Source organism: Kluyvera chengduensis (assembly GCF_044197065.1).
GTDB lineage: Bacteria > Pseudomonadota > Gammaproteobacteria > Enterobacterales > Enterobacteriaceae > Kluyvera > Kluyvera ascorbata_C.
In genome coordinates this window covers 116,562-138,458 of the sequence record NZ_JBIQOI010000008.1, presented here as the reverse complement: position 1 = coordinate 138,458, position 21,897 = coordinate 116,562, and the positions used below count along the sequence as shown (strand labels likewise).

Annotated in this window: 20 protein-coding genes; 5 read left to right on the top strand and 15 right to left on the bottom strand. The window is 54.0% G+C overall.

From position 1 onward, the window contains the following. Nucleotides 1-18 precede the first annotated feature (18 nt). Entirely contained in the window at nucleotides 19-855 is an 837-nt protein-coding gene (locus ACH1XZ_RS18515; protein ID WP_213354171.1) for a DUF4942 domain-containing protein, read from the top strand. A 204-nt stretch (nucleotides 856-1,059) separates the two neighbouring features. Here ACH1XZ_RS18515 and ACH1XZ_RS18510 read toward each other — a convergent pair whose 3' ends face one another. Beyond that, nucleotides 1,060-1,200 carry a hypothetical protein gene (locus tag ACH1XZ_RS18510; RefSeq protein WP_191119885.1) on the bottom strand — a complete coding sequence of 47 codons (141 nt, stop codon included), beginning with the start codon at nucleotides 1,198-1,200 and terminating at the stop codon, nucleotides 1,060-1,062. A gap of 156 nt (nucleotides 1,201-1,356) precedes the next feature. Next, the gene (locus ACH1XZ_RS18505) at nucleotides 1,357-1,530 is read right to left on the bottom strand and encodes a hypothetical protein (protein WP_270504069.1); all 174 of its coding nucleotides are present in this window, start codon (nucleotides 1,528-1,530) and stop codon (nucleotides 1,357-1,359) included. A gap of 98 nt (nucleotides 1,531-1,628) precedes the next feature. Here ACH1XZ_RS18505 and ACH1XZ_RS18500 point away from each other — a divergent pair, with 98 nt between their 5' ends. Further along, nucleotides 1,629-2,528: a WYL domain-containing transcriptional regulator gene (locus tag ACH1XZ_RS18500; RefSeq protein WP_270504068.1), complete on the top strand. Its 900-nt coding sequence runs from the start codon at nucleotides 1,629-1,631 to the stop codon at nucleotides 2,526-2,528. Nucleotides 2,529-2,817: 289 nt separating this feature from the next. On the opposite strand, the gene ACH1XZ_RS18495 is transcribed toward ACH1XZ_RS18500, so the two are convergent. The 4 genes from ACH1XZ_RS18495 to ACH1XZ_RS18480 all read right to left on the bottom strand — a co-directional run bounded on the left by ACH1XZ_RS18495 (nucleotide 2,818) and on the right by ACH1XZ_RS18480 (nucleotide 9,443). Continuing rightward, on the bottom strand, nucleotides 2,818-3,117 hold the full coding sequence (locus tag ACH1XZ_RS18495) for a SymE family type I addiction module toxin (RefSeq protein WP_395596685.1): 300 nt from the start codon (nucleotides 3,115-3,117) through the stop codon (nucleotides 2,818-2,820). A gap of 341 nt (nucleotides 3,118-3,458) precedes the next feature. Beyond that, nucleotides 3,459-4,727: a restriction endonuclease subunit S gene (locus ACH1XZ_RS18490; protein WP_395596684.1), complete on the bottom strand. Its 1,269-nt coding sequence runs from the start codon at nucleotides 4,725-4,727 to the stop codon at nucleotides 3,459-3,461. Beyond that, nucleotides 4,720-6,354, bottom strand: coding sequence for an HsdM family class I SAM-dependent methyltransferase (locus tag ACH1XZ_RS18485; protein WP_395596683.1), 1,635 nt, complete (start codon nucleotides 6,352-6,354; stop codon nucleotides 4,720-4,722). Before ACH1XZ_RS18485 ends, ACH1XZ_RS18490 begins: the two co-directional genes overlap by 8 nt. Further along, nucleotides 6,348-9,443 (bottom strand): type I restriction endonuclease subunit R, encoded by a 3,096-nt coding sequence (locus ACH1XZ_RS18480; protein ID WP_395596682.1) that lies wholly within the window; start codon nucleotides 9,441-9,443, stop codon nucleotides 6,348-6,350. Before ACH1XZ_RS18480 ends, ACH1XZ_RS18485 begins: the two co-directional genes overlap by 7 nt. A gap of 289 nt (nucleotides 9,444-9,732) precedes the next feature. On the opposite strand from ACH1XZ_RS18480, the gene ACH1XZ_RS18475 reads away from it, so the two are divergent. The 3 genes from ACH1XZ_RS18475 to ACH1XZ_RS18465 all read left to right on the top strand — a co-directional run bounded on the left by ACH1XZ_RS18475 (nucleotide 9,733) and on the right by ACH1XZ_RS18465 (nucleotide 12,312). Further along, a complete protein-coding gene (locus ACH1XZ_RS18475; protein ID WP_395596681.1) occupies nucleotides 9,733-10,515 on the top strand; it encodes a type IV toxin-antitoxin system AbiEi family antitoxin domain-containing protein in 783 nt (260 codons plus the stop codon). Further along, nucleotides 10,502-11,431 carry a nucleotidyl transferase AbiEii/AbiGii toxin family protein gene (locus tag ACH1XZ_RS18470; protein WP_395596680.1) on the top strand — a complete coding sequence of 310 codons (930 nt, stop codon included), beginning with the start codon at nucleotides 10,502-10,504 and terminating at the stop codon, nucleotides 11,429-11,431. Before ACH1XZ_RS18475 ends, ACH1XZ_RS18470 begins: the two co-directional genes overlap by 14 nt. 377 nt (nucleotides 11,432-11,808) lie before the next feature. Then, on the top strand, nucleotides 11,809-12,312 hold the full coding sequence (locus tag ACH1XZ_RS18465; protein WP_395596679.1) for a 2-thiouracil desulfurase family protein: 504 nt from the start codon (nucleotides 11,809-11,811) through the stop codon (nucleotides 12,310-12,312). Between the two features lie 78 nt (nucleotides 12,313-12,390). Here ACH1XZ_RS18465 and ACH1XZ_RS18460 read toward each other — a convergent pair whose 3' ends face one another. The 9 genes from ACH1XZ_RS18460 to ACH1XZ_RS23380 form a co-directional block, all read right to left on the bottom strand. Further along, a complete protein-coding gene (locus tag ACH1XZ_RS18460) occupies nucleotides 12,391-13,020 on the bottom strand; it encodes a DUF1109 domain-containing protein (RefSeq protein ID WP_395596678.1) in 630 nt (209 codons plus the stop codon). Further along, nucleotides 13,007-13,564: a sigma-70 family RNA polymerase sigma factor gene (locus tag ACH1XZ_RS18455; protein ID WP_395596677.1), complete on the bottom strand. Its 558-nt coding sequence runs from the start codon at nucleotides 13,562-13,564 to the stop codon at nucleotides 13,007-13,009. The genes ACH1XZ_RS18460 and ACH1XZ_RS18455 overlap by 14 nt, the downstream gene beginning before the upstream one ends. 20 nt (nucleotides 13,565-13,584) lie before the next feature. Further along, nucleotides 13,585-14,817: a protein-disulfide reductase DsbD family protein gene (locus ACH1XZ_RS18450; protein ID WP_395596676.1), complete on the bottom strand. Its 1,233-nt coding sequence runs from the start codon at nucleotides 14,815-14,817 to the stop codon at nucleotides 13,585-13,587. A gap of 20 nt (nucleotides 14,818-14,837) precedes the next feature. Further along, on the bottom strand, nucleotides 14,838-15,389 hold the full coding sequence (locus tag ACH1XZ_RS18445; RefSeq protein WP_395596675.1) for a peroxiredoxin: 552 nt from the start codon (nucleotides 15,387-15,389) through the stop codon (nucleotides 14,838-14,840). Nucleotides 15,390-15,583: 194 nt separating this feature from the next. Next, nucleotides 15,584-16,963 carry an amidohydrolase family protein gene (locus ACH1XZ_RS18440; RefSeq protein ID WP_395596674.1) on the bottom strand — a complete coding sequence of 460 codons (1,380 nt, stop codon included), beginning with the start codon at nucleotides 16,961-16,963 and terminating at the stop codon, nucleotides 15,584-15,586. 12 nt (nucleotides 16,964-16,975) lie between these two features. Next, nucleotides 16,976-17,923: a carbamate kinase family protein gene (locus tag ACH1XZ_RS18435; protein WP_395596673.1), complete on the bottom strand. Its 948-nt coding sequence runs from the start codon at nucleotides 17,921-17,923 to the stop codon at nucleotides 16,976-16,978. Between the two features lie 126 nt (nucleotides 17,924-18,049). Then, nucleotides 18,050-19,468, bottom strand: coding sequence for a YlbE family protein (locus ACH1XZ_RS18430; RefSeq protein ID WP_395596672.1), 1,419 nt, complete (start codon nucleotides 19,466-19,468; stop codon nucleotides 18,050-18,052). Further along, entirely contained in the window at nucleotides 19,468-21,015 is a 1,548-nt protein-coding gene (gene fdrA, locus ACH1XZ_RS18425) for an acyl-CoA synthetase FdrA (RefSeq protein WP_395596671.1), read from the bottom strand. The genes ACH1XZ_RS18430 and fdrA overlap by 1 nt, the downstream gene beginning before the upstream one ends. Beyond that, nucleotides 20,993-21,868 (bottom strand): oxamate carbamoyltransferase subunit AllH family protein, encoded by an 876-nt coding sequence (locus tag ACH1XZ_RS23380; protein WP_459253856.1) that lies wholly within the window; start codon nucleotides 21,866-21,868, stop codon nucleotides 20,993-20,995. Before ACH1XZ_RS23380 ends, fdrA begins: the two co-directional genes overlap by 23 nt. Nucleotides 21,869-21,897: the final 29 nt, after the last annotated feature.

The window sequence follows — 21,897 nt, the reverse complement described above, 5'->3', positions numbered from 1 at the left end:
AGATAAAGGAAAGAAAAAATGTCAGACCTTAACTTCACCGAATCCGAAGTGTTAACCGGCCACACCGACATAATTTGCTCCACCAATATTGAGCGTGTCGTCACGGGACGTAATAACGCACTGGAATGCATCGATACTCTGACCCAGCAACTTGATACGATCTCTCAGGTAACCATCAGCATTGGCGGCGGTACGTCTAATGACTGGGCCATGCGGGAGGGGCACCGTTATGGGAGCTGGTTAACAGAAGCGCCTGAAACAGCCATGAAAGCCATCACCCGCAATATCGATCGTAGTATCTGGCGTAATCTGATGAAGAAATCCGGCATGATCGCGCTGATGGACGCTCAGGCACGTGACGAGTGGTACAACAGTCTGGAGAGGGGTGACATACCCGCCATAAGTAAGGCCAATATTGTCAGTACCTTTGAGCAGTTGCATCAAAGCAAAGCAGAAGTCTTTGAGCGTGGGATCATTAACGTCTTCAAATCACTGAGCTGGGACTACAAGAGCAACAGCCCCTGTATGTTCGGTAAGAAAATCATCGTCGATGGTCTAGTGCAATATGACCGCTGGGGATTTCATTTCCGCCATGGCCGCAGGCGTGAGCAGTTATCCGATTTGGATCGCATGTTGAATTTGCTGGATGGCAAACCCGTCCCTGAGAATCGCAACGATCTTGCAGTCAGGTTTGACGCGCATATCAGCAAGCAACACGCCTCCGTTTTTGAGGATGAGTACGTGGAGATTCGCTACTTCCAGAAGGGGTCGGGGCACATTATCTTTAAGCGTTCGGATTTGGTTGAGAAGATGAACGACATCATTGCCAAACACTACCCGGCAAAGATTCCATAAAAACCAGACTCATAGCCGAGCCTGGTTCACTTAATCATGCTGCAAGTTGGCGCGACAACCGTAGCTCTTCAATACGACAAGCGCGGCAATGCGATTGAGGTTTTCGTTGTCCTCTCAGATTTCTGAAACCAAACAAGATTTCGATAGAGAGAACTCCCTCAGCATACTTATTGCAGCGAGGACAACGTGTCGATTCTATGCAGTTCATCGTGACGTATCCCTTGTTTCAGGCTTCTTGTCTTTCACCGGAATTTTAAACATTCCACCATTAGGTCGGGTGATCCGCCGCCCTTTAACCGTAATGTACGGTCTAAAAATGTATTCTTGCTCTTCAATAACAGGCATAAGCCCTCCTGATTGCCACAGGAAGGTTGCTTTTTCAGTAAAAAATTGTACTGTTATTGGCAACAAATCCTGTGGCTGCTGTATCTCAGCACTTAAATCTCACCTTAAGCGCCCACTTGTTCCGATTTGTCGGGCGGTATTTCTGATACCGCCCAATTATTTTTCTTTCCTGACCCCTTTGAACGGGGTTCCATCTTGCTTCACATCCATAAATCGCCCTGTTGTCGCGTCTCTCTTAACCCACTGTTCTGTTTGAGGGTTAAAAGCTTGTGAGCGTTCTTTTACCATCCCAACCCGGCGGTTATCGCCATAAGGTGCATTTTTAGCCATGAATCTTACTCCTGTGTGTTTAGTGAGCGTTTATACTAACAACTTGAAAAAAACAGATCAAGCAAATATAATTTTTAAATCCACTAAGAGAAAAAATCATGACACCAACATTCGAAAATCTGGCAGAAAATGAATCGCTATCACAGGCGGAGCGACTGGCATTTATTGATTTCAGGCTGAGATATCTGGGGGAGATCGCAAGAAGCGACCTCATTGATGAGTTCAAGATTGGTCAGGCTACAGCTTCCAATGATTTAAAGCGATACAAGGTATTACGCCCGGAAAATACGGACCGAAATAATACATCCCGTACAACAATAGCGACGGATAGTTCGTTTTCACCGTTGATCATGCTTAACGTCCACACGGCCCTCAATTTCATACTGCGTGGATTTTGTCGGAATGAGTTACTGACCAGACCGCCCTATCTACCTGCAGGCTCTATAGATGCGTTAATGACCACGGACACACTACAGGAGAAAAATGTTGTGGCCATCACACGAGCGATTCACAGCCAAAGTGGAATACAGTGCTGCTACCTCTCCTCTTCGAGCGAAAACCACGATGAAAGGGTGCTTTTCCCAACTGCAATTTTCGTGGATCGAGGGCACTGGTATTTCAGAGCTTATGATCGAAATGCAAAGGCTGAAAGCTGTGGTTTTAAGAACTTTAAAATGGCACGAATAAAATCAGCAATACAGTTACCCCAAGATAAACCTGCGTTCCATGAGAGTATGTCTCAGGATGAGGCGTGGCATACATTATTGCCGCTGCAGCTTGCTATCCACAGTGAGTGCCAGAACAAATCATCACTTGCAAAAGAATTTGGTTTTGTCGACGGTAAGAAGACTTTGGTCTGCAAAGCAGCGTTTGCGTACATCGTGAAGAAAAGCTGGCATATTGATGTAGGAGACGGGGGTAACAGCTTTTATCATTTTACTCTTGAGAACAGTGAGAGCTTGAGACAAATCAAATGCGCAGACAACTTGTTCAAATGATGAGGTACAATACAGTATCACCCTCAAAAAGATGCGCATAAGAAGCAAACTCATAATGTCAGCATCTTCGTTACCCGGTTCGAGACACCAAAACCGACAAATGCGAACCGAGGGTACAATTGAGGGTACAAAAACCACCAAATTAAAAATAAACCTTAAATATAAACAAGTTAATTAGAAACATCGATTCCGAGTCCGGCACCACTTCTTCAGAAAACCCAGCCTATGGCTGGGTTTTTGCTTTTCTGCATCCCAATCGTTTATTAAACGAATCCGCTGATTCAGTCATTTAAAGTGCGTTCAGCACTTCCGCTTTCACCGTTTTTATCGCCTGCTTCATCTGTTTAAGCTGCTCGCGCAGAGCCTGCACTTCATCGCCGTCGGGAATAAGCACAATGCAGTCTCCAGCAATCTTCACCGTAACGCCGGTACCGGTGTCGAAGCCAGCGTCTTTGAGCCATTTGCCGCTGAGGTTAATCGCAGGCGTGCTGGGGCCGTTCTGGCTGGGAACGTAGCTGACGGTGTAGCGGCGCTGGTTTTTTGCCGATTTTTCGGATGATGGGTGGGTAGGTGTTGGGATCGTAGCCATAGTGGCAGCCTCGTTGATTAGGTTTTGCAAACCTCACCAGACCGCTGTCAAACGGGGTGGTGAGACGTAACAGGGTTGACAGACCGGCATCAACGGAACCGGCGAGCGCGAACGCTCCCCCGCTACGCCCCACCATAATATGGGCGTATGAAGGACACAAAAAAACCGCACTACGGAAAACGGCGGCTGTCCGCGTTGATAGTCAGGCTGTCAAACCTGGCACCTGAATTTGCAGGTGCGGGCAAAAGATACCGCTATCAATTACGGACAGCAAACAGTTTTATGACGGTAAGCGAGGCGTGATGTTAATCTGGAATCCGCCTCGCAAAACCGTAGGGCGATTATTTTACCGTAACCTGTCCGTTCATTAACAGGGGGAGGAGCCAGTCTCTTAAAGCTGTAAGCTCATCATTTTCGATGCTCTTAGATGTCATTATGTCGAAAAATGGCTGTACTATATTTTCAAATTTCATCAAAAGACTTTGCGAAGGAATCGGTAGAGTGTATGTTTCCAGTATCTTTGATTCAATACGCTTTCGGCCAGATGTCCCTGTCATATTTGATATTGCAAATTGACGAAAGGAATCGGAACGGGCTAAGCATGCACCGAATCCAGATAAAGAAATTTCCTTTCCTCTTAGAATAATAAATTCCGTTGATCCAAACCCCACTTCACCTTCTTTTAATTTTGATATTAATCCAGTTTTCCCATTTTCCAGACAAGGTGTTATTCGGGCCACTGCCACATCATTCTTAATAAATTTAGTACCACCAGCGAATTCTTTCTTTTGGATTTTCTTAGTCATAAACCCTTTAACAGGTAAAGAATCCATATCTATATAAGATGCAAGGCTTCCTGTTTTTAAAGAAGTCAGTGGATTAAAGTTAAACAACTCCGAAGCATTGCCAATTTTCCAACCCTCCGGAATTTCGCGTTTCAGCGTTGCGTTATACACCATCTTCCCGCCGGATGTTTTATACGGTTTTCCGTTAGCGTCAGGGAAATCAAGCTGTACAAACCAGTAGTCGTACAGCATTTTCGCCATAGTTTCCAGTTCGGTGTTGATATGGTTATTAACTTCTATCTTGTCATCAATTGCACGAAGTATTGCTGAAATTTTTTCTTGCGTAGCCTTTTCCGGGCCAATAAAAGGGACTCGAGACAAAATCCCCGTATTAAGATTGGGCATTGTAGCACCAACCGCCTGACTAATAATCCATGACTGAATTTTAGGGGTGCTAAGATAGTAGGTGAGATAATCAGGATCAAGCTTATCGCCCGGGCGTAATAATAAGCAACCCGTTCCGCAAAAATATCCAACCTCACGCGACCCAATTAATGCTTTTAATGTCACATCCCCTCTTCGGCTATAAACAACATCCCCCTCTTTCACAAGATATTTCGATAACCTCTGGGCATCTTTTTCAGAGATAAAAGCTATCTTAGATAGGTCTACACGATTATTTTTCATATTAGCAGGCATAATACAAGGAATACCCTCTGAAATATAATCCGCAGCATGGAGTTGGCTTCCAAAAGGCCCCGTATGAATTATCCCTCCCCCAGCCTGAACTAAATCGCCGAGAGTTGCATTTATCTGATTACTCATACTTCAACCCCGCCAGTCCCTTCTTAATCTCCGCTTCCAACTCACGCGACTGACCAAATAAGCTGTCCAGATTATCGGTAAACCCTTTCATCTTCGCGGCAAATTGATCCGGCGTGATATCCGAATACTCAATCTTGATGTCGAAATACTGCCCGGCGCTGAGCGAGTAATTTTTCGCCGCAATCTCATCATAAGAGACCACCACCGAGAAATCGTCTTCCGTCCACTTGTTGTTAAACACCTCGCAGATACGCAGCTCTTCCTCTTCGGTCAGCACCGTTTTCTGGTTTTTGCCGTCTTTGATTTTTTCGCCCAGATTCGAGGCGTCAATCAGCACCACTTTCTCTTTGTTGCTGGCATCGATAAACAGAATGGAAACGTTCGTCCCGGTCGTCGCAAAGATATTCGATGGCATCGACACCACGCCCGCCAGCATTTTATTGTTGACCAGATGCTGGCGAATACTTTTATCAATCCCGGACTGGGCGGTAATAAAGCCGGTCGGCACCACCACCGCCGCTTTGCCGCCCGGTTTCAGCGAGAAGATAATGTGTTGCAGGAACAGCTGGTAGATCGCCATTTTGTCTTTGGCGGCTTTCGGCACGTTCGGTATCCCGGCAAAGAAACGCTGCTGGTTCTCTTTGGTATCGAGATCGTCGCGAAAATCGCTGAAATCCATCTTAAACGGCGGGTTAGAGACGATATAGTCAAAGCGTTTCAGCGCCTGCCCGTCTTTATGGTACGGGTGCAGGATGGTGTTGCCCTGAATCACGTTCGGGATCGAATGCACCAGATTGTTGAGGATCAGGTTCAGACGCAGCAGGCTGGAGGATTTTTGCGAGATATCCTGGGTAAAGATGCTGCAACGATCTTCCCCGATGGCGTGCGCCACGTTCATTAGCAGCGTGCCGGACCCGGCAGACGGGTCATAACAGCTGACGTTACGCACCACGCCCCGCTGTGCTTCTGGCACCAGGATCGCCGCCATAATACGCGCCACGGCGTGGGGGGTGTAGTACTCAGCGTATTTGCCGCCCGCGTTGCTGTTGTAGTCTTTGATCAGGTATTCAAAAATCGTGGCGTAGAAGTCGAATTTCTGACTAAAAATACGCTCGAAGCTGAATTCCACCAGCTTGTTGATGATCGCCCGGCAGAAGTCGTCGCGCTTTGACTCGTCGGCGATAAACTGGCTGAGGCGGTCAAATAGCACCACTTTTGCGCCGCCGTCGGTTTTGACCGCGAAGACGTCGTTATTGGTGATCGCGATGTCCATCAAGGTATCGTCGAAGGTTTTCGCGAAATCGGCGACATTTTGCTGGCTGAACAGGTAACGGATAAAGTGATGCGGCTTAAGGCACGCAGTATCCGCGCTCATTTTCTGCTGGAGTGTGTCCCGCTGTTCATCACTCATCTGGCTAAGCGCATCTTCCCAGCTTTCAGCACTGGCAACACTTTTATCCTTTTTCTTAGCTTCAAAGGCGAACTTATCGTTGAGGAATTTGTACAAAAACGCCTGAGTAATGATTTTGAATTCATTACCGTCGTTACCCAGGCCATAGTTGGCGCAGATGCTCTTCAGGCTGTCGATCAGCGCCTTGGTTTTGTCTCTAAATTCCTGTTCTACCACGTTAGTGCTCCGGTGTTATATTCGTTCAGGTACTCTGCCACAATCATACGGTTGATATCGCTCGCGGCCTGCGCTGTCAGTTTTATATGATGCTGCTCTTCAAAGTGGGTGCGCACGCAGGAAATCATTTGTCGTTCAAAGTACCCTTCATTGTTTAAAATCTGGCTGTTGTTCAGCACCTTATCATCGGCATCCAGCTTGATGCCGAGCAGCGCTTCAAAGATTTTTCGCTCCGGCTCGCTGGGGCTGCCCAGTTCCCGCAGGCGCTTATGGGTGCGGGCGTATTTCACGTCGCCGCGGTATTTATCGCGAAGCAGAGCGTTCTGGCGATTCAGCTCTTTGATGCGGTCATGAATTTTATTGAGTGTGCCAATATTCGCAACCATTTCCTCCTGCGTAACTTCGCTGAGTTTCTTTTTCTTGAACAGGCGCTCCAACTCTTCCTTCAGGGTGATGAACTGCGGGTCCTGCTGATCAAAATTGCTGGCCAGCGCTTCACGGGTGCGGCGCAGGGTATCTTTCAACTGGTCGGCAAGCACCAGTTCCTCTTCGCCGATTTTGTGAAACTCAAAGATGACCTCTTCCAGCGCCCGGTTCAGCAGCCCGGAGATATCGATGCCCTGCTCCAGATCGGCTTTCAGGTTGAGCAGGTCGAGGCGGCGGCTGGCTTCACGGTACAGCACGTTGAGTTTGTTGAAATCCAGTTCCTCGAGAAACTCAACGTCGCCCTGAAGCCGGATCAGGTTATACAGGCTTCGGGCATCGGCCAGCGCATTTTTCAACGCCAGCATGGTTTGTCGGTCTTCTATCTGGCTTATCTGGTCGGCAAAAATTTCGGCATTCAGGGTATTAAACTGGAACAGGACGTCTTTGATCTGCTCAATTTCCTCGCGGATCTCTTCCTGCGATTTGAACAGCCGCGAGTAATGTTCCATCTCATCGCCCAGTTCGGACTGAAGCTCTTCAAAGTAGGCTTTGTTGGTGGCGTCAAACTCCTGACGGATATCAGCGAAGTCGACCACGTAGCCGTAGCGGAAATCTTTATAAGTGCGGTTAACGCGGGTCAGCGCCTGCAACAGGTTGTGCCTACGGATCACGCGCCCCAGATAGAGCTTTTTCAGGCGTTTGGCGTCGAAACCGGTCAGCAGCATATTGTAGACAAACAGCAGGTCAATCTTGCCCGCTTTGAACTCGTCCACCCAGTCTTTACGTTCCTGCTTGGTGCCAACGTCATGCAGGATAAGGGCGGCGCGTTTGATGCTTTGCTTTTTCCTTGCGGTGGCAAGGTAGACCACTTCCGGTTCAGCGGCGTGAGCAATGGGGAGTTCGTCTTCTGTTTCTGCCGCTGCGGGCGTTTCGGCATAGTGCGCGTTGAACAGCGCCAGCATCTGTTTTGCCTGTTCGGAGCTGTCGCAGATCACCATACCGCCGATGGTGTCATCGTTCAGCGCGCCCCGACTTTTGGCAAAGTCGGTGATGATGTAGTCCAGCATCGGTTTGACAAAGCTGGGGTGAGCATAGACCAGCTTACGGTCGACATCGCCCGTCTGGATTTCCGCGTCCTGCAAGGCTTTTTGCAGGGTCAGCCGGTAGCTGGTGGCGATCTCTTCACGGATCAGGCGCAAGGTGTAACCGTCCGCAATGGAGGCGTTGTAGTAGTATTTGTGGATATAGTCGCCGAACAGATCGCGAGAGTTGTAGTCTGTTCCCAGTAGCGGCGTACCAGTCAGGCCAATTTTGATGGCGTGAGTGTCGGACTGGCTTAAGTTGGCCAGGAAGCTGCCTTTCGGGTTGTAACTACGGTGAACTTCATCAAGGAAATAGATGCGCTGAATGCTGACATCATAGTCTTTGGTGGAGACAACGTCCGGTTCATCCCGGAACTTCTGGATGTTGACGACGGTGATTTCCGGTTTTCCCTGATGATTATGGATAACCTGCGTGGCTTTAATGTCGCGGGCGAAGGCGCTACGCGAGTTGATCAGGTGGACAGTCAGGCCACGGGCGGTAAATTCCCGGTGCGCCTGCTGGAGTAAATCCAGCCGGTCGACAATAAAGTAAAACTTGGGGATCACCTGCTGCTTCTGGAAATAGTCAGTCAGGAAACGCACGCTGTAATAAGCCAGCGCCGTTTTTCCGCTGCCCTGGGTGTGCCAGATAATACCTTTTTTCACGTCTTTGTTGAGTTTGCGCTCTATCGCTTTGGTGGCGAACAGCTGCGGGTAGCGCATGATGTGTTTCTGGATACCGTCCGGCTCTGCGACATACGCCAGCGCATAACGCAAGATAAACGCCAGCCGATCGCGGCTCAGCAAAGAGGTACAAATACGGTTTGTCGGCCGGTTATGGTCTTTGTTGGTCTGAAATTCCGGGCTGGTGCGGATAACCTCAAGGTTATTGTCTTTCAGTACCGTCAGTTCGGCGTCGTCCGTAAGCGGTTTTAATAGTAGCGTAAGGTTGACGAGTTCTTCTTCGCGGAAGTAGTTGAATTCAGGTTTGTGGTAAGAACTGCTGGCGTAAAACGCGCCCTGAAGCGGCTCAGGATCGCTGTCGTCGTACTCCATATTGTTGGAGAAGATCATAAACTGGGTGATGTTGGCGAAGCGGCGGAATTTCGGGTTCTGGAAGCGCTTGTTAATGCGTTCCCGTTCCGCCAGAATGCCTTCCCGGTTGTTCGGTTTTTTCACTTCAATAAAAATCAGCGGCATTCCGTTGATCAATAAAGTGATATCAGGGCGAAATTCTTCATCGCCATTTTCGCAGGTCAGTTCGGTGACAACGTGGAAGCTGTTGTTATTGAAGTTTTCAAAGTCGATCAGTTTGATGTTCGAGCGATCGCTCAGCTTTTCAAAGAAAGCCCGACCTAAGTCTTCGTTATCAAGCAGGAGCTTAGTGTCTTTAAATACGCGTTCGATGTCATCAAGCGCGGTACTGGGGTTGATTCTGGCAAGGGCGGAGGTGAAGATGTCAGGGAAGATGTTGGTTTCTTTGTCCCAGTTTTGCGTTTTGAGTGACAAATAGCTGTAACCCAGCCTGATCAAATGCAGGATAACGGGGATTTTAACGCGGGTATCTTCGGTAAATTTCATCAGATTCTCTTCTTATCGTTTTGCCACGCCCCAAGCCCTATACAACAATTACCACAGGGGCAATACACTACGTTTGCTGCTTCGCTTTAAATCTATGTTACACGCCCCGCGCTAGCTGACGAATACATTTAGCCCTACTTTTCTGTAATGATTTACAGTTTATATTTTATAAAAAATGTCGATTTATAATCGACAAATACGAGAATAACCAAACCTGATGTTGCGATAAAATCACTCCCGATCTAAATTAGTTTAATAATTTGCATATTTGTCCATTCAGAGGCGACATTTGCCAAACTATCTAAACTGGCTGATGCAGAGCACCTTACCCGGTCAGATACTGCTCCAGTCATGGCTTACACACAACGGTATAGACCGTAAGCTCTCTTACCTCTATGTCCAGAATGGCTGGCTCAGGCGGATCGCGCACGGCGTATACTGCCGGACGGGCCGTGAGCCGGACTGGGTGGATGCGGTATACTGCCTGCAAACACAGTGGGAAAAGCCGGTTCGTGTAGCAGGGCTGACCAGCCTTGCGCTACAGGGCCATGCCCACTATACCGAACCGGGCAGGCCGCAGGTCTGGCTGGCGCTTCCAGCTTACGCCAAACTGCCGGGGTGGTTTGCCGCCTTTGAACCATCCGCGACGTTTGTCACGCTGTATACCTCTGGCCTCACCGTTGATATACCGTCATTCACGACACAACTTAAAATCGGCGACCGACAGTTAGTGGGCAGCGTCCCGGAACTGGCCGCATATGAGATCGCCTGCGGTGTTCCTTCATTGATCTCGTTCGAACATGCCGACGCTCTGTTTCAGGGAATGAATCTTCTCAGCCCGCGAAAATTACAGACACTGCTCTGCGCCAGCCATTCGGTTAAAACCAACCGGGTGATGCTCTATCTTGCCCGGCGCAATGCGCATCCTTATTTTCGGTATCTCGATCAAAGCGGTATAGAAACAGGTACGGGAAAGCGGCAAATCATTCCCGGCGGCTGGCTGGAGCCGGATTATCAAATCACCGTTCCCCGCGCATTTAAATCGGAAGGAGTTGAAGATGGATCTTCGTGATAGTTATACCCGACAGGTCAGGCTATTAATGGCTGCGCTGCCGCATGTGGCAAAGGAGTCTTGCTTCGCTCTGAAAGGCGTCACAGCAATCAATTTGTTTGTGCAGGATTTCCCTCGCCTGTCAGTAGATATCGATCTGGCGTATAAGACCTATGCGGATCGCGATACCGATCTGGCTGCCATCAATGACGCCTTGATGCGTATTACTGAATCGCTAAACGGCAGACCGGGGATCACCGCTATCCGACAGGAGAACAAAGCGGATGAAAAGCGCATCATCGTTAACACCGCCGACGCGCAGATAAAGATTGAAGTTAGCCCAGTCTGGCGTGGGCTGCTGTTGCCACCAACAGAAATGCCAGTATGTGAACAGGTGGAAATGGAGTATGGCTTCACCACGATGAATGTCGTCTCGCAGGCGGATCTTTACGGCGGTAAAATCTGCGCCGCGCTCGACCGCCAGCACCCGCGAGATCTGTTTGACGTGCTGAATATGCTGGAGAAACCGGGCCTGACACGCGAGATCTTTGACGGTTTTCTTTGCTATCTGGCAGGGCATCCCCGCCCCATTGCCGAGCTACTGGCACCAAACTGGGATACAGCGCGGATCGCTACTCTGTACGCACAGGAATTTTCAGGAATGACACAGCAGGAAACGTCGCTGGAGTCCCTTTTATCAGTAACAACTTCGCTGCCACAAGCGCTGAAATCGCATCTTACGGACAGGGATCGTCAATTCTTGCTCAGCTATAAGCAAAATAATGCCGACTGGTCGCTTTATCGCTATCCAGAAATTCAACATCTACCGGCTATTCGCTGGAAACTGCGTAATCTGGCGGTACTGAAGGATAAGAATCCGGCTAAGTATGCGGCGGCGGTGAGCAAGTTAGAAGGCGTTCTGGAGCAGTACTTTTAGCTACACTGACTCCGGTAATGCGTTAGCCGGAACCCGCTTTTTGGCCTCAATAACACGGCGGCCCCAAACAGCGCAGACTCTGGTGCAAACAATGCCTGCCCAGCCACCTGCTGCCCTTGTAGCATGCCCAACCCGACGGGGTCGATGTCAATTGCCCCATTGCGTTTCAGGTGCTTCAGGCCATAGACAAAACGCGATGCCCGAAGCTCAATCCCTTAAACAGACAAAATATAGTTTACGTCTGTTTTAAGGTGCATCACTCCTTGTACTTATCGAGTCCCCCCCGAAGGTCTGACCGCCCCCGCGACTGATTATCTGTTACCCTATAGCCGCAGGCATCGCGACAACCGCCTTGCCACGCATCCTCAAGGTTCTCCATGACCGTCAAACACAAAATCCTCCTCAGCGCCTGCCTCGCCGGGCATCCCGTGCGCTACAACGGCACCGATAAATCCTGTACCGCTAACCTGCTGCAACAATGGCGCGATGAAGGCCGTCTGGTCACCCATTGCCCGGAGCTGGCAGCGGGGCTTGAGACGCCGCGGCTGTCTGCGGAGATGGTTAACGGTCAGGGTATCGAGGTGTTGAGCGGGCGGGCGCAAGTAGTGGAAAGCGACGGGCGCGATGTGACACAGCCGTACGTGCTGGCGGCGTGGCTGGCGTTAAAAGCCGCGCAAAGCCACGACTGTCGGTTTGCGATTTTGACCGACGGTAGCCCAACCTGCGGGAGCCAGAACGTGTATGACGGGGCGTTTAGCGGGGTGAAGGTGCCGGGCGAAGGGGTCGCGGCGGCGCTGTTGCGCCAGCATGGGGTTGAGGTGTTTAGCGAGTTTCAGTTGCAGGCGTTGAAGCGGCGGTTGGATGAGGTTGAAGAGGTTTAGAAAGAGCCGCCCCGGCGTCGGCGCGTTGCGCCTCGGCCGGGCTACGAGTGAGATAAACGCATCGATACAAGGCGCTCGTCATCCAATCCTCACCCATCGCCACCCCGCCGCCATCATCACCAGCACAATCGTCACCCCCGCCGCCATATGCAGCAGGAAATCCAGCGGATGTACCTCCACCGGGTGGCAAAACGACAGCATCATCAGCGCCATACAGGCGATTCCCACCCCTGACGTCGCCAGCGTGCGTAGCGGATACAACGCCCGTGTGCGGCGCAGGTAGCCCATCATTATGACCATCATCGGCGTACTCACCGCCATCATAAACGCGTAGCAGTTCACCTCATCGGGATGACTTTCCGGCGCGTGCGCCGTTCCGAGGCTGAAGATAACGCCACCTAGCCAGAGCGCAATCAATGGTGCGAACCAGCACCAGCCCAGCGGTTTGCGCCCGGCGATGCTCAGCAGGAAGGCGTTACGTATCGCCAGTATGCCCATCACAAAAGCCACAGTCAGTTGCAGCGCCGCCAGCAGCGCGCCGGACTGCGTCCAGTCTGTTGCCACCCGGTGAAACACCAGGCTGCTGAGCCAGCCGCACGGCAGCGCCATCAGCAGCCAGGCGGCGACCCGCCTGTTGCTCGCCCAGGGGCGGCGTATCGGCCCGGCGTCACGGCTTAGCTTCGCAATAAAAAGATCATGATCGGTCATGGTTCGCTCCCATCCGGCGAAGGTTGGTTAGTGCTCTGTGTAATAGCGATTTCACTGCCGAAACGCTTAAATTATGGCGGGCAGCGGCCTCGGCGAGGCTCATCTCCTGCAGGTGGATATGCTCCACAATTTGCCGCTGGCGCGAGGGAAGCTGGTCGAGGATCAGCGCCAGCGTTTCTTCTCGTTCATCCTCTTCCGGGATGTGTTCGGCGGCAGGCTCAACGGCCTCTTCCTCCTCGGCTTCACGCAGCCAGTGGCGGCCACGCTTGCGCAGTGCGTCAACGGTACGGGCCTGGGTAATAGCCATCAGCCAGGGTAAAAACGGACAGGCGGGATCGTAGGTGTGGCGCACCCGATGGACAGCCAGCAGCACGTCCTGGATAACGTCGTCAACCAGCACGCTGTCGGCAATCTGCTTGCGGACTATCGCCCGAATCACCGGCACAATGGCCCGCAGCAGTTGGGTATAGGCATCGCGATCCCCCGCCTGCGCGCTTGCCATCAACGCAGGCCATGCTTCACGCGGCGCTAAACCGTTATCCATATTCCGCCATGCCCGTTACCTCATGCTTTTTTAGCGGATGCCTGATTCAGGGCGTCGACCACAATCGTTGGCGTCAGCACCTGCGGCAGCACCTTCGGCGCGCTGCCGTCCGCGGGGTAGACCACGTAGAGCGGCAAACCACCCTGCCCGAACGCGGTCATCGCGTCATCAATATCGGCGTTAAATTTGGTGGAGTCCGCCACCATGTAGATGGTATTCGTGCTCGCCAGCGCCTGCTTCACCGCCGTCGTTGAAAGCGAGGTGCGCTCGTTCACCTGGCAGGTAATGCACCAGGAAGCGGTGAAATCGACAAAGATGGCTTTGCCATGCCCGCGCATCTCCGCCACCGTCTGCGGCGACCACTTCACGTGGGTGATATTTTCCACGCGCGCGAGTTCCGGCTGCGACGGCTGGACGTGCATCACGCCCGGCAGCGGGCTAACCGCAGCGATAAACAGCACCACCGTCACCCCCAGCAGCGCTTTATAGGATTGGCCGATATAGCGTCGGCGCTGGGCCATACCGTACAGCCACGCGGCAAAGCTCACCACCACGGCGCAAATCAGCATCGCTAACAGCGCGGTCGTCCCCGCCTGCTGCGTCAGCACCCACACCAGCCAGGCAAACGCCCCGAGCATCGGGAACGCCAGGCCGCGCTTGAGGATATCCATCCACGCGCCCGGTCGTGGCAGACGTTTGGCGATGGCCGGGAACAGCGAGACCAGGGTAAACGGTGCGGCAAAGCCTATCGCCAGCGACAGGAAAATCGCCAGCGAGGCCACCGGCGGCTGCACCAGCGCGTAGCCTACCGCGCCCGCCATAAACGGGGCCGAGCAGGGTGTCGCCACCACAATCGCCAGCGCGCCGGTTAGCGCCGAGCGCACAAAAGCCCCGCTGCCCACCGAAATTTCCCCGGCTCGCTGCAACGACAAGCCCACTTCAAACACGCCAAGCAGGTTCAGCGCCGCGCCAAGAATAATCAGCGCCAGCACGGCAATCACCATCGGCGACTGAAGCTGGAACCCCCAGCCGACGGCGGTGCCGCCAGCGCGCAGCGCCAGCAGTATGCCCGCCAGCACCAGCATGGTAAAAATCACGCCGAGCAAAAAGCCCAACCCTTCGGTACGCGCACTTTTGGCATCGCCCTCATGGCGCAAAATACCCAGCGCCTTCAGTGAAATGACCGGGAACACGCAGGGCATCAGGTTGAGGATAATGCCGCCGACAAAGGCGGCCAGAATAGCAGTTAGCATAGCGAACCCCGGCGGCTAAATTACGAATGCGATTGTGCGTACTGCTTCACGGCATCCATCGCTTTCTGGATGTGTTCATCAGGGTTACGGTCGGTGTAGCTCATCAAAATCTTGCCATCCGGGGCGATCACAAACGAGGTACGGTCGGACACCGTTTTGCCATTCATCTGCATCAGCGTCTGGTACTGCGCCGCTACTTTCGCGCCTGGGTCTGCCGCCACGGCAAATTTATCCCGGCACTCCAGTTTTGAGAACTCATCCACCTGGTCGACGTTCCCGGCGGTCACGCCCACCACGGTTGCGCCAAGCTTTTTGAAATTATCGGTGGCTTCAGCAAAGGCATGCGCCTCGAGGGTACAACCTTTGGTGAACGCGGCCGGGAAGAAATAGAGCACGACCGGACCTTTCTGCAATGCCTGTTGCAGGGAGAAGGTCAGCGGCTTACCGCCGAGCGCACCTTGCAGGCTGAAGTCCGGGGCTTTCGCGCCGGGTTCAAGGGCAGCGTTCGCGTTCACGGCGAACAGAGAAAGGCTGAGTACGGCGGCGGCTGACAAGGCTTTCAAACGATTCATGGTCGACTCCATCAGGGGGATAAAGGTGCTCTGTACATAATAGTTCGCACGCTAAGGCCTGAAGGTTTCGGTCGGGGTAAAAAAATTTTGGATCGAGCGGCCCCGGAGTCGGCGCGATGCGCCTCGTCCGGGCTACAGGTGATATGTAGGCCGGATAAGCGCAGCGCCATCCGGCAATGTCAATGCAGATAGCGTTACGCCACGCTTCCCCACACCAGCCGCCCCTTATGGAACGTTGCGGCACGCGGAGAAATCCGCGCTACCGCTTCCGCCGAGCACGAGGCGTCCACCAGCACAAAGCTGGCCTCATCCTGCGCTTTCGGCCACACGCGCTCGCCTTTGTCGTTCAGCGGCAGCACGTCACCGGTGGCGAGGAACAGCGAGCGGGAGAGGTTCTGCTCGTTCGGGCGGATATAGAGCTGGGCGTAGAGGTTAGCTTTTTCGAACATATCGCCCAGGCCGTACGGCGACCAGTGATCGATCACGCTGTCGGTGCCGGTCATCAGCGTCACGCCTTTGTCGCGCAGCTGTTTGAGCGGCATATGCAGCGTGCCAATCGGTACCGTTGAAGCGATAGAAATCTGCTGCGCGGCCATGCGGGTGGCAATCTCATCCACCTGCCCTTCGTTCATCGTCGCCAGCGCAAAAGCGTGGCTGATGGTCAGCTTGCCCTTCAGCTCCGGCGTTTTCTCCACGGTTTCCACCATATATTTCACCGCCGCCACGCCCGCTGGGCTGGTTTCATGCAGGTGAATATCCACCCCTTTGCGGTAGTCGATGGCAATCTGGAACATGGTGTCGAGGGACTTCTCCATCGCGCCGTCGACGTTGGTCGGATCCAGTCCGCCGACGTAGTGTGCCCCGGCCTGCATCGCTTCGCGCATCAGCGGTTCAGATTTCGATAACAACAGGCCGTGCTGCGGGAAGGCGACGATTTCGCAGTCGAAACCGGCTTTGCGCCGCGCCAGCACCGCCTGTAAATTTTCCAGGTTTTTCAGCCCGGAAACCGGCTCGATATTGCAGTGGCTGCGGGCAATGGTGGTGCCTTTTGATTGCAGCAGGTCAATCAGCTTTTCAGCGCGCTCCTGCGTGTACGGCTGGAGTTCAGGCAGCAGCTTTTGCTCAAGCTTGATCATGTCCTGAATCGTGGTGCCCGCCGGACGATTGAGCGAGCGCCACGGGCCGCCGTAGAAGGTTTTGTCGAGGTGGATATGCATGTCGCGGGTGGTCGGTAGCATCAGCTTGCCGCCGGCGTCATAGTGCGGCAGCGTGGCATCCGGGTGGCTTTTGTTGTCGCGCAGGGCAACGATTTTACCGTCCTGAATTTCCACGGTCTGTTGCGCGGTGCGGGTATGCACGACGACCGAGCCCTCGTACTCAAAGCCCGTTTCAAGCAGCACGTTATCCAGATAGTAGTGGCTGTCGGTAATATTCATGGTTCCCTTCGTCTCGCAGACGGCAGCGCCAGAAGTGGCCGCATAGGCCATTGGCGCGGTTGCGCCAAACAGCGCGGCGGCGGTGACCATTTTGCCGCTGTTGCTTAAAAACTCACGGCGACTGTTATGCTCTTTCATCGTCGTTCCTTATCAATGGACGATATGGGTGCCCGTTTCGCCGCGCAGGGCGGCAGGCAGACATTCCGGCGTGGTGATAATCACCCGTTTACCGCCGTGTTGTAAAAATTGCAGGCTGGCGACAATCTTCGGCAGCATACTGCCCGCCGGGAAGTGGCCTTCGTGCAGGTAGCGGGTCATGGTGGCGATATCCACCTGCCCCAGCGCCTGCTGTTCCGGTTTACCAAAGTGGATGCAGACCTTCTCTACGCCGGTGGTGATCACCAGAATATCGGCGGCGATCTCGTGCGCCAGCAAGGCGGTGGAGAGATCTTTGTCGATCACCGCATCGACGCTGTGATAATCACCCTCTTCCCCCAGCACTACCGGAATGCCGCCGCCGCCCGCGCCAATCACCAGGAAGCCTTTCTGCGCCAGCGCCTGAATGGCTTCAGACTCGACGATGCGTTTCGGCTCCGGCGAGGCCACCACGCGTCGATAGCCGCGCCCGGCATCTTCGACGAAGCGCCAGGTCGGGTTAGCTTTTAACAGTTCGTCACGCTGCTCGGCGCTGAAGAACGCGCCGATGGGTTTGCTCGGGTTGACGAAGCCGGGGTCGTTTTTATCGACTTCCACCTGCGTGACTACCGTCACCGCTTTTTGCTCTCCGCGTTTCGCCAGCCGGTTATTCAGCGCCTGTTGAATAAGGTAGCCGATCCCGCCCTGAGTGTCGGCAACACAGTTGGCAAGCGGGGTGAGCGGCAGCCCTTCACGCTCATGGGCAATCTCCGCGCGACGCAGATCCAGCCCCACCTGCGGGCCGTTACCGTGGGTCAGGACGATGTTGTAATCCGATGCCAGCATCGCAAGCACCGTGTCCGCGACCGCTTTCACCGCCTCTGCCTGATGTTCAATCGACTGGCTGGCGTTGTCTTTGATAATGCTGTTGCCGCCAATGGCAACGACCACAAGTTCTTTCATCGTGTAGGTTCCAGTGCAGAAGGTGATGTGATTATTGTTGTTGGGGTGGCCGTTGTAGCCCGGCCAAGCGAAGCGCCGCCGGGAGAAACCCGGGGTCGGCGTAAACGCCTCGCCCGGGCTACAACGTTATGCGCAGTAACGTTCGCACCAGCTTAAAATGGCTTTTTCGAAGCAGGCGAACGGCGGGTGCACAATCCCGGCACCAATCATGCCGATGCCCGCATCTTTATGGGCAATAGCGGTGTTGATCACCGGCAGAATGCCGCTGCTGCCGACGCGGGTGATGTCGATAGCCGTTGGCACGCCCATAAAGCCGAGCAGCGGAATGGTGACGTTCGGGTTCTCGCCGAGGGTGATTTCGCGCATCTGGCGGGAGAAGTCGATAGCCTCTTCCACCGTGCCGCCCACCAGCGCCACAATCGCCGGGGCCGTCGCCATCGCAAAACCGCCGATGCCGTAGGTTTCGGTAATCGCGCTGTCGCCGATATCCAGACCTGAGTCTTCCGGCTTGTATCCGGCAAACATCGGGCCGATAACCTGCTGCGCCGGGCCGGTGAACCACTGCCCCGGCAGGCCGCTGACCCGCAGGCCGAACTCGACGCCGTTACGCGCCATGGTGGTGACCACGGTGCTGTATTCGATGCCGTGCGCGGCGTCCATCGCCGCTTTACACATCGCCATCCACGTCGGGCCGGAGAAATAGTCGCTGCTGGCGACGAACTCGAACACTTCGCGCTGCTGCTCAACGGAGTAACCCGCCTGAATAATCCCCGGCGTCAGCGCCTGGATCAGCAGCGTGGTGCCCGCGTTGTTGCGGTTGTGACACTCGTCGCCCATGTGCAGCGCCTGCGCCAGCATTAAGCGCAGGTCGATTTCGCCGATGACCTTCATGGCATCGCGCAACATCGGGCCCTGTACGTCGCGCATCCAGTTAAGACGGTCGATCACGCTCTGGTCGTTGGCCCCCATGCGCAGGATCTTCGCCATCTGCTCGCTCATGTTGGTATAAGCGATATTGCCGTAGGTTTTGTTCTCGACGATGTGCATAAACATCGAGGCTGAGGTCACGCCTGCCATCGAACCGACGCAGTCGTGCTCGTGGCACGGCGAGAAGGTGATTTCACCGGAAGCCGCAAGTTCTGCTGCTTCATCGATATCCTTCGCCAGCCCTTCAAACACCAGCGCCCCAGTGACCGCGCCTTTCATCGCACCGCACATTTTCTCCCACGTAACTGGAGGGCCCGCGTGGAGGATGGTTTTCGGCGTCATGCCCGGCACCACGTTGATCGCCTGGTCAAAGCCAATCAGCACCGGGTGAGACTGAATAATGCGCTCCAGCGCCTGCTGGTTGGCGGCGGCAATTTTCTCCGCCAGCGGGGAGTCGGCGATGCTGTCCAGCGCCTTCACCACCTGCATATTGCCCTGCCCCGGCGGCGTCCAGTCGAGCTGGGTGACGGCGACGTGCTGCTTTTTCAGGTCATCGCTGAACATGGCGATGCCGACGTTAATGACGTTCAGCGGTTGGGTAAACAGTGACTGGCTCATCAGGCTTCCTCCCCTTTGCAGATAAATTCACGTGCCAGCAAACCGGTATTGGTGCTGCTGCTGGCAAGGACAACGCCCGCGTCGGTCAACATCTGGCGCTGTTTTTCCAGCGACGGCGTATCGAGATCGGTCCCCAGCACGTAGGCGAGGATCGCAAGCTCTCGCCCATCGGCGGCGGCGATCGCTTTCGCTTCGTTGATCGCCTCGATCGTTGAGCCGACCGGATCTTCATGCGATCCAAAACCCAGCACGAAATCCATCACGATCACGCCCACCTGCGGATCGCGCGCTTCCTGAATCAGGCGGCTGATGCGGTTGGTCGGGTCGATCATCGGGTGCGGCTTGCCGTTGGTGAAGTCGTCATCGCCGAAGTCGAGGAAGGTGTGCTTCACGCTGCGGTTGATGTCTGTCAGGCGGAAGGCCGGGTCAGGCTGAATGTTGCTGTAGACGTCGCCGTGCTTTTCCATCATCGCGAACATGGTTTCGTCGCACAGCGTGCCGCCGCAGAACAGGCCGCGAATGTACTTCTGCTGCGGGGTCAGGCGTGAGCGCACGTCGGCAATCAGCGCGTCGTTCAACGGATGCAGGTCTAACGACTCTTGCTTCACGCCGCTCAGCAGCACCGCTTTCAGCGCCGCCTCTTTAGTGCCGCGAGCGAACTGTAAGCCCTGCTCGTCTACCGGTGGCTCGGCGCGGCCGAGGAAGCAGACCACGACTGGTTTACGGCAGGCGCGAGCACGTTCCAGCACCTTGCGTGCCACGGCCGGAGCCGGCGGCTTGGAGACCAGCGCGATAATCTCGGTTTGCGGATCGTTTTCCAGCATACCGATCGCGTCGAGCATCATCAGCCCGCCAATCTTCTCGCTGAGGTCACGCCCGCCGGTACCGATAAGCTGCGAAATACCGCCGCCAAAGTCATGAATACGGACGCTCAGCTCCTGGCTGCCGGTACCGGAGGCGCCAATAATGCCGATGTTGCCGCGGCGTACCGCATTGCCAAAGCACAGCGCCGCGCCGTTGATAATCGCAGTGCCGCAGTCCGGCCCCATCATCAACAGCCCTTTTTCATGCGCCAGCTGTTTCAGCGCCAGTTCGTCTTCAATGGTGACGTTGTCGGAGAACAGCATCACGTTGAGGTCGTTTTGCAGCGCCTGACGCGCTTCGCGGGCGGCAAACAGACCGTTGACTGAAATCACCGCCAGGTTGCTGTCCGCCACGTGCTTTTTGGCGCTGGCAAGCGTGGCATAGCGCGCTTCGTGCGAGCCGCTTTCCGCTTTTTTAGTGAATAACTCTTCAATGGCCGCCAGCGTCTGCTCGTTGTCAGCACCGTCTTTGCCGTTGATGACGATCATCAGGTCGCCGTTTTTCGCGTCATCCAGCTCGGCGGTTAACAGCCCGAGATTTTTCAGTACGCCCTTATTCATCTCGGTGGCCATGGCCACGAACGCCTGCTCAACGCCGTCAAGCTTATTGGCGCGCGTGGAAATTGACATCAGCGAGACCGAATCAAAATACGTATTCTTCTTAATCACTATTTTGACTGACATAACTCCCTCCATAGGCTTGGCTCAGCGCGCAGGCATCCGCCATGCCGTAAAGCATGTCGCAGCCGGAACTGGAGCCAATATTTTTAATACTGGCGATAGTCTGGGTAGAAATATGTTGCGGTTCATTAACCATGCCGTTAATAAACCCGAAAATCGTTTCGCGATAGCGCTGGGAAAAAGCGGATTCCAGCGTAATGGCGCTTAATAAAGTGGTATTGTCACGCGCCACTCTTAGCGCGGAATAAAATGCATCGCGATATTTTTTTGCCGGGTGTCCGTCGATAAATAAAACGGCACTTAACCCCACTAAGTAATCATCCGCCGACGGCGTCAGGCCAATACCTAACCCCACCATATTAGCCACCGCCGAGGTGATTTCCCGGCCCTGCAATAACGCATTAAATAATGTTTTCCGCCGCTGCTGTAATGCCTCGGAGATAGCCTGATAAAACGGATTATCACCGCGCCAGAGAAACAGCGTCTGGTTATCCTGTAATTGTTGATGAATCTCGTCGTGCCACCGCAGCCAGGGAATCTGCCGGAATCGTTCGGCGTTAAGCTGCGGTATTATTGGCTGCCAGCGCTGGCAGGAGGCGGTGTTCAGCCATTTATCCTCGCCAACCGTTATCCCTGTTGGGTGAAACTGAACCGTCTCACCCGGCCGGAAAAGGCCGTCAAAGTGAGTGAGTGCTAACCTACAACTGTTCGGGGCATTGTCGTACGATTCACACAACAGCGTCAGTAATCGCTGCTGCGACGGGAGATAAAGGTTTACCGCCCGGGAAAAGACCTGTTCGACCCGACCAGAGCCGCGTTCCAAAAGAAAGTGCTCGTCCGCAGTTAGCGCTTGCACACACCGCCGTATTGGGGTGTCGATAGCGC